General features: G+C 73.9%; 6 protein-coding genes. All 6 read right to left on the bottom strand.

Annotated features, from left to right (window positions below; translation table 11 throughout):
* On the bottom strand, positions 1 to 915 hold a 915-nt coding region (locus ACTHMS_RS19875; protein ID WP_440308403.1), incomplete at its 3' end, for a tyrosine recombinase.
* Entirely contained in the window at positions 888 to 1,502 is a 615-nt protein-coding gene (locus tag ACTHMS_RS19880) for an NUDIX domain-containing protein (RefSeq protein ID WP_440308398.1), read from the bottom strand. The genes ACTHMS_RS19875 and ACTHMS_RS19880, both read right to left, overlap by 28 nt.
* 10 nt (positions 1,503 to 1,512) lie before the next feature.
* On the bottom strand, positions 1,513 to 3,237 hold the full coding sequence (locus ACTHMS_RS19885; protein ID WP_440308399.1) for a CTP synthase: 1,725 nt from the start codon (positions 3,235 to 3,237) through the stop codon (positions 1,513 to 1,515).
* 37 nt (positions 3,238 to 3,274) lie between these two features.
* A complete protein-coding gene (locus ACTHMS_RS19890; protein WP_440308400.1) occupies positions 3,275 to 4,189 on the bottom strand; it encodes a copper transporter in 915 nt (304 codons plus the stop codon).
* Positions 4,186 to 5,361: a putative cytokinetic ring protein SteA gene (steA, locus tag ACTHMS_RS19895; RefSeq protein ID WP_440308401.1), complete on the bottom strand. Its 1,176-nt coding sequence runs from the start codon at positions 5,359 to 5,361 to the stop codon at positions 4,186 to 4,188. The genes ACTHMS_RS19890 and steA overlap by 4 nt, the downstream gene beginning before the upstream one ends.
* A 119-nt stretch (positions 5,362 to 5,480) precedes the next feature.
* Entirely contained in the window at positions 5,481 to 7,397 is a 1,917-nt protein-coding gene (gene recN / locus ACTHMS_RS19900; protein WP_440308402.1) for a DNA repair protein RecN, read from the bottom strand.
* Positions 7,398 to 7,493 lie beyond the last annotated feature (96 nt).

Consider the following 7,493-nt stretch of genomic DNA (forward strand, 5'->3'; position numbering starts at 1 on the left):
GGTGACCAGCGTGTAGACCAGGGTCGTGGTCACCGACGCGTGCCCGAGCAGCTCCTGCACCTCGCGGATGTTCGCACCGCCGTCGAGCAGGTGGGTCGCGAACGAGTGCCGCAACGTGTGCGGCGAGATGTCGGCGGTGATGCCGGCCCGCTCGGCCGCGGTGCGCAGCACCGTCCAGGCCGACTGCCTCGACAGTGGGCCTCCACGGGCGTTGAGGAACACCTTGGGCGTGCCGCGCCCGGCGGCCGTCAGCTCGGGACGCCCCCGGGTGAGGTAGGCGCCGAGCGCCTCGACGGCCATCGACCCGAGCGGCACGCGACGCTGCTTGCCACCCTTGCCCGAGAGCAGCACGGTGCGGTCGGTGAGGTCGAGGTCGTCGATGTCGAGCCCGACGGCCTCGCTGATGCGGGCACCCGTGCCGTAGAGCACCTCGAGCAGCGCACGGTCGCGCAGGTTCAGCGCCGTGCCGCCGTAGCCCGCCGCCTCGAGCAGCGACTCGATGTCGTCGTAGGTGATCGCCTTGGGCAGCCGCCGCGGCGGCGCGGCGGGCCGGACGTCGCGCGACACGTCCACCTCGACCACGCCGTCGCGCACCGCGAAGCTGTGCAGGCCGCGCACGGCCACGAGGGCCCGCGCCGCGCTCGCCGCGGACAGGGGCGGGTGGTCGGCGTCGCCCTCGCGCAGGTGGGCGACGAAGTCACCGACCTGCGGGCCGGTCACCGCGTCCAGCCGGCTCACCCCGACCGCGTCGAGATAGGCCACGTAGCGGCGCAGGTCGCGGCGGTAGGACGACAGCGTGTTGCCGGCCGAACCCCGCTCGACGGCGAGGTGGTCGAGGAAGCTCTCGACGACGGCGGCGACCGACGTGCGCGCCGCGGCGAGCGCCGTCACGCGGGCCCTCGCCGTGACGGCCAGGGGGCGTCGGCCGGGCGCAGGTCGCGCCAGCCCGTCGCGCGGCCGTGCGCGACCGCGAGCACGCCGGCGACCGCCGAGGAGTTGAGGATGTGCCCGGCGAACACCCGGCGCAGCGCGTCCGGCACCGGTTCGTGCGAGACCGTCATGCTCGCCTCCTCGCCCTCGGCGGTGAACCCGTCGTCCGGGTCGAGCGGGTGGAGGTCGCGCGCCAGGAAGATGCGCACCGACTCGTCCGAGAAGCCGGGCGACGAGTACAGGTCGAGCAGCACGTTCCAGGTGCGCGCGCCGGTGCGGGTCTCCTCGGCCAGCTCACGCTGCGCGGCGACGAGCGGGTCCTCGTCGGCGTGGTCGAGCAGGCCGGCGGGCAGCTCGTCGAGCCGGGCGCCGACCGCGTGCCGGTACTGGTTCACGAGCAGCAGCCGGCCCTCGTCGTCGAGCGCGGCGATCGCGACGGCGCCGGGGTGGCTGATGATCTCGCGGGCCGCCACCTTGCCGTCGCCCAGGCGCACCTGGTCGCGGCGCAGCGAGATGATCTTCCCGTCGTAGAGCGTCTCGGACGAGACCAGATCAGGCTCGGGCAGGCTCATCGGGCGGCCGTCACCGGCTGACGCCCTGCAGGAGGGCGTCGTCCTCCGGGATCTCGACGGGCAGCAGGTCGGCGTCGTGGTACACCAGCGCGGCGCCGACGAAGGCGCGGAAGAGCGGATGGGCCCGGGTCGGGCGCGACTTGAGCTCGGGGTGGGCCTGCGTGCCCGCGTAGAACGGGTGCACGTCCGGCGGCAGTTCGACGAATTCGACGAGGTGGCCGTCCGGCGACGTCCCGCTGATCACCAGGCCGGCCGCCTCGAGCTGCGGGCGGTAGGCGTTGTTGACCTCGTAGCGGTGGCGGTGCCGCTCGGACACCGTCGTCGTGCCGTAGGCCTGCGCCACGACCGACCCCTCGCGCAGCTGGGCCGGGTAGGCACCGAGGCGCATCGTGCCGCCGAGGTCGGCCTCGCCGGCCACCGCGCGCACCTGGTCGGCCATCGTCGCGATCACCGGGTGCGGCGTGTCGGGGTCGAACTCGGCCGAGCTCGCGCCGGCCAGCCCGGCGAGATGCCGGGCGGCCTCGATGACCATGCACTGCAGGCCGAGGCAGAGCCCGAGCGCGGGCAGCCCCTGCTCGCGGGCGTGCCGCAGCGCGCCGACCTTGCCCTCGATGCCGCGGATGCCGAAGCCGCCGGGGATCACGATGCCGTCGACGCCGGCGAGCTGCGCCGCGGCACCGGCCGGTGTCTCGCACGAGTCGGACGGGATCCACCGGATGCTCACCTTGGTGCGGTGCGCGAACGCCGCGGCCCGCAGCGCCTCGGAGACCGACAGGTAGGCGTCGGGCAGGTCGATGTACTTGCCGACCAGCCCGATGGTGACCTCGCCCTTCGGGTGGTGCACCCGGTCGAGCAGGTCGCCCCAGACGGTCCAGTCGACGTCGCGGAACGGCAGGCCGAGCCGGCGCACCACGTAGGCGTCGAGGCCCTCGGCGTGCAGCACCTTCGGGATCTCGTAGATCGACGGCGCGTCCACGGCGGCCACGACGGCCTCGGCGTCGACGTCGCACATCAGCGAGATCTTGCGCTTCACGCCCTCGGGCAGCTCGCGGTCGCTGCGGCACACGATGGCGTCGGGCTGGATGCCGATGCTGCGCAGCGCGGCCACCGAGTGCTGGGTCGGCTTGGTCTTCAGCTCACCCGACGGCGCCATGTAGGGCACCAGCGAGACGTGCAGGAAGAAGACGTTCTCGCGGCCGACGTCGTGGCGCACCTGGCGGGCGGCCTCGAGGAACGGCAGCGACTCGATGTCGCCGACCGTGCCGCCGATCTCGGTGATCACCACGTGCGGGGCCTCACCGGACGCGTCCGGCCCGGCCATCGCGCGGATGCGCGCCTTGATCTCGTTGGTGATGTGCGGGATGACCTGCACCGTGTCACCGAGGTACTCGCCGCGACGTTCCTTCTGGATCACCGACTGGTAGATCTGGCCGGTGGTGACGTTGGCCGACCCGACCAGGTCGGTGTCGAGGAAGCGCTCGTAGTGGCCGATGTCGAGGTCGGTCTCGGCGCCGTCCTCGGTCACGAAGACCTCGCCGTGCTGGAACGGGTTCATCGTCCCGGGGTCGACGTTGATGTACGGGTCGAGCTTCTGCATCGTGACCCGTAGCCCCCGGGCTTTGAGCAACGTGCCGAGGCTGCTGGCCGTCAACCCCTTGCCCAGCGAGGAGGCGACGCCTCCGGTGACGAACAGGTGTCGGGTGACGATGGTGTTGCCGGCGGCCGCTCGATCCACGGAAGTCCACGCTAACACGCTGCGACCGACCTCCGGGTCACTTGGCTGGGCTGGGGAACAGCGCGTCGGCGCCGGCGCCGGTGCCGTAGTGGCCGACCTGCTGCTGGTCGGCCGCGGCGAGGGTCAGCACGGTCGAGACCTGACCGGCGCCGGAATCGGCGTTGTCGACGGTCGACGCGCCCGCACGGGTCGCCGAGCCGCGGACGAGCGCCACGATGCCGCCGGGCTTCGCCGTCGCGGCGTCACCGGCGACGACGACGTGCGCCTTGTACTTGGTGAGCGCGGTGACGAGGGCGAGTTCGACCGCCCCGGCGTACGAGTCGGGACGCAGCCCGCCGTTGCCGACGACGACGATCGACTCGGACGGCGTCACCGTGTTGCCGTCGGTCGAGAGCACCTGCAGCTGCGCGAACCCGCCCAGCACCGACCGCAGGTCGGTGCCCTGCCCGTGCCCGGTGAGCACGTAGCTCAGCAGCGCGCCGGCGAGCTCCCCCGCGTCCTGACTGGTGGGCAGGGTGAGCCCGATCGGCCGTGCCGGGCCGACGGCGAACTGGCGGATGCGGTCGCCCGACCCGGGGTCGACGTACTGCGAGTTCAGCCCGACGCGGCCGCTGACCTTGCCGCCGGCCGCGGCGATGACGCGCGCGATCGCGTCCTCCTCGTCGGTCGAGGCGCCGGGCAGCGCGAGCAGCACCACGTTGGTGTTGGCGAGGCTGCCGGACACCAGCTGGCCGCCGTAGGTGGACGCGAACTCCCCCGCGTCGTCGACCTGGGTCTGCAGCTCCTTGAGCTGGTTGTTCAGGTCGGTGCGCTGCTGCTTGAGCGAGTTGACGTCGTCGCGCAGCCGGTTGGTGACCGGACCGTTGAGCAGGGTCGTGCCGACCACGATGCCGAGGGCCAGGGCCAGGAAGACGGCGATGATCGAGACGAGGTGGTACCGGAAGGAGATCACGAGAAGAGGTCCCGGAGCTTGTGCACGGCGTCGTTCCAGCCGTGCTCGACGTTGTGCAGGTAGGTGTGGCCGACGTCCGAGACGGCCAGGGCCACGACGATCGCCACCAGTGCCGCGAGCACGAGCAGCAGCAGGGCGGCGCCGGAGATCCGGTTGCGGTAGACCTTGCTGACGGCGCGGGCGTCGACCAGGGTGTCGCCGAGCCGCAGCCGGGTGAGGAAGCCGGAGGCCATGCCGGCCCGGCCGCGGTCGAGGAACTCGGTGAGGTCGCCCGAGCTGCCGACCGACACGATGAGGGACGCGCCCCGCTCGTGCGCGATGAGCAGCGCGGCGTCCTCGGCCGTGCCGGCGGTCGGGAACGCGATGGCGTCGAGGCCGAGGTCCTGCACGCGCAGCAGCCCGGGCGCGCGGCCGTCGAGGCCGGCGTGGACGACCACCTCGGCCCCCGTGGCGAGCGCGGCGTCGGAGACGGCGTCCATATTGCCGACGATGAGGTGCGGCTTGTGGCCGGCCTCGATGAGCGCGTCGGCGCCCCCGTCGACACCGACCAGCACCGGCTTGTACTCGCGGATGTAGTGCTTGAGGGCCTTGAGGTCCTTGGCGTAGTCGTGGCCGCGCACGACCACCAGGGCGTGGCGGCCGCGGAAGTACGTGCGCACGTCGGGGATGCCGACGCCGTCGAGCAGCATGGCCCGTTCCTGCGCCATGAACTCGGCGGTCGTGACCGCGAAGGCCTCGAGCTGCGACGAGAGCCCGGCCTTCGCCTGCTCCATCGCCGCGTGGATCGACTGGACGGTCTGTCGCGTGCCGTCGGCGACGTCCTCGTCGCCGAGCCAGATCACGTCGCCGTCGAGCCGCAGCCGGTTGCCGTCCTTGACCAGGGCGAAGATCTCGCTGCCGACGTCGTCGATGAGCACGATGTCGCGCTCGAGCAGCAACTCGGGGCCGAGGTTGGGGTACCGGCCGGAGATGCTGGGCTGGGCGTTGATCACCGCGACCGGACGCGCCGCCGCCAGCGCCTCGGCCGTGACACGGTCGAGGTCGACGTGGTCGATGATCGCGATCTCGCCGGGCTGCAACCGGCCCGCCAGGCGGGTGGAGCTCCGGTCGAGCCGGGCGACGCCGACGATGCCCGGCAGTGCGTCGGCGCGGCGACGTATCGCAAGCTTCATGGACACCCATGCTGCCACCGGCGCAGGCGTCAACCCCGCTGCGCCACGCGGGGCCCGCATGGTTCATGATCCTCGCGGCGGACGTCGCTCAACGATGCGCGGCGCCCGCTCGACCCCGATCAGGCAGCCCTGCCTGCCGCCTTCCGTGCCCCCTTCGCCGCCGTCGTCCCCCTCGTCGCCGTCGTCGCCGTCGCCGTCTTCGCCGGTGCCCGCCGGCGGGCCGGCGGTGCGTCGTCCGGCCGGGTCGACCGAGGCGCCCTCCCCCGCGGTGCGGCACCGGCCGCACGGTCGGCCGCCGCCTGCGCCAGCAGCTCGGCCGCGTGCTCGAGCGCCGTCGCGGTGTCCGAGCCCGCCAGCATGCGTGCCAGCTCGCCCTCACGGCGCGCACCCTCGACGACCCGCACGTCGCTCGCGACGACGCTGCCACCGGCCCCTTGCGGCTTGTCGACGACGACGTGCCGGTCGGCGTACGCGGCGACCTGGGCGAGGTGGGTGACCACGACGACCTGGCGGTCGCGTGCGAGCCGGGCCAGCCGACGGCCGATCTCGACCGCGGCCCGGCCACCGACCCCGGCGTCGACCTCGTCGAAGACGAACGTCGGCACCGGCGTCGTGTCGGCGAGGCAGACCTCGAGGGCGAGCATCACCCGCGACAGCTCACCGCCGGACGCCCCCTTGCCGATCGGGAGCGCCGGCGCGCTCGGGTGCGGCTGCAGGAGCAGTTCGACCTCGTCGATGCCGTCGGACGCCACCCCGACCAGCTGCCCGTCGACCTCGAGCGAGGGCCCGCCGGCGACCGCCGGCCGGGGCGACACGCGCACGAGCACCCGCGCGTCCGGCATCGCCAGCCCGGCGACCTCGGCGCTGACGCGGGCCGCGAGGTCGTCGGCAGCGGCACGCCGCTGCTGCGAGAGCGCCGCCGCGAGCTCGACGACCCGTCGGCCGGCGGCGTCGCGGGCGGCCCGCAGCGCAGCGAGTGCGTCGTCGGACACGTCGATGACGGCCAGCCGCTGCGCAGCCTCCGCGGCCCACTGCAGCACGCCGGCGACGTCCGGCGACGACTCGCCGTACTTGCGCACGAGCGACGCGATCGCCGCGCGTCGTGTCTGCACCTCGTCGAGGCGCTGCGGGTCGGCGTCGAGGTCGTCGGCGTACGCCGACAGATCGCTCGCGAGCTCGCCCGCAGCCCCGGCGAGGTCGGCCAGGCGGCCGGCCAGACCGTCGAGCTGCGCATCGGCACCGGCGTGCGGGCCCAGCGCCCGCAGTGCGAGCCCGAGCAGTGTGCCGACGTCCGAGACGTCGGCGTCGGCACCCACGGCGGCATCGTCCGCGCCGCTCAGCGCCGCGCGGGCCGTCTGCGCGGCGATGCGCAGCGCGTCGGCCGAGCCGAGCCGGCGGGCGAGCGCCTCGAGCTCGACGTCCTCACCCGGCTGCGGGTCGACCCGCTCGATCTCGGCGAGGCCGTGCTGCAGCAGGTCGCTCTCGCGCCGCAGCGCCGCTGCCGAACCGACCCGCTCGTCGTACGCGCGGCGTGCGTTCGTCCAGGTCTCGTGGGCGGCGACGTACTCGGTGAGGTCGAGGCCGGCGAAGCGATCGAGCGCGGCGCGCTGCTCGCCCGGGCGGGTGAGCCGGAGCTGGTCGGACTGCCCGTGCACCGCGAGCAGCTGCTCGGCCAGCTCGCCCAGCACGGCAACGGGGGCCGGCGCGCCGCCGACGTAGCCGCGCGAGCGGCCGTTGGCGCCAACGACCCGGCGCAGGATCAGCTCGTCGTCGTCCAGCTCTCCGCCGGCGTCGCGGACCCGCTGGGCCGCCGCGCCGTCGGGCGGGACGTGCAGCCGGCCGTCGACACTGGCCTGGTCGCTTCCGGTGCGCACCCGCGCCGAGTCCGCCCGTCCGCCGAAGAGCAGCAGCAGCCCGGTGACGACCATGGTCTTGCCGGCGCCGGTCTCCCCGGTGACTACGGTCAGCCCGGGTCCGAGCGGCAGGACGGCTTCGTCGATGACGCCGAGCCCGCGGATCCGCAGCTCGTCAAGCACGATCGGGCTCGTTGCGGACGGCGGGCCGGCGCGGGCTCACAACTCGGCCTCTCCGGGTGGCGGCGACGCCTCGCGGAGACTGCGCACCGGAAGCTG

Origin of the sequence: Jatrophihabitans sp. (assembly GCF_051960575.1) — a bacterium.
In the GTDB taxonomy this organism is placed as follows: Bacteria; Actinomycetota; Actinomycetes; order Mycobacteriales; family Jatrophihabitantaceae; genus JBQCEE01.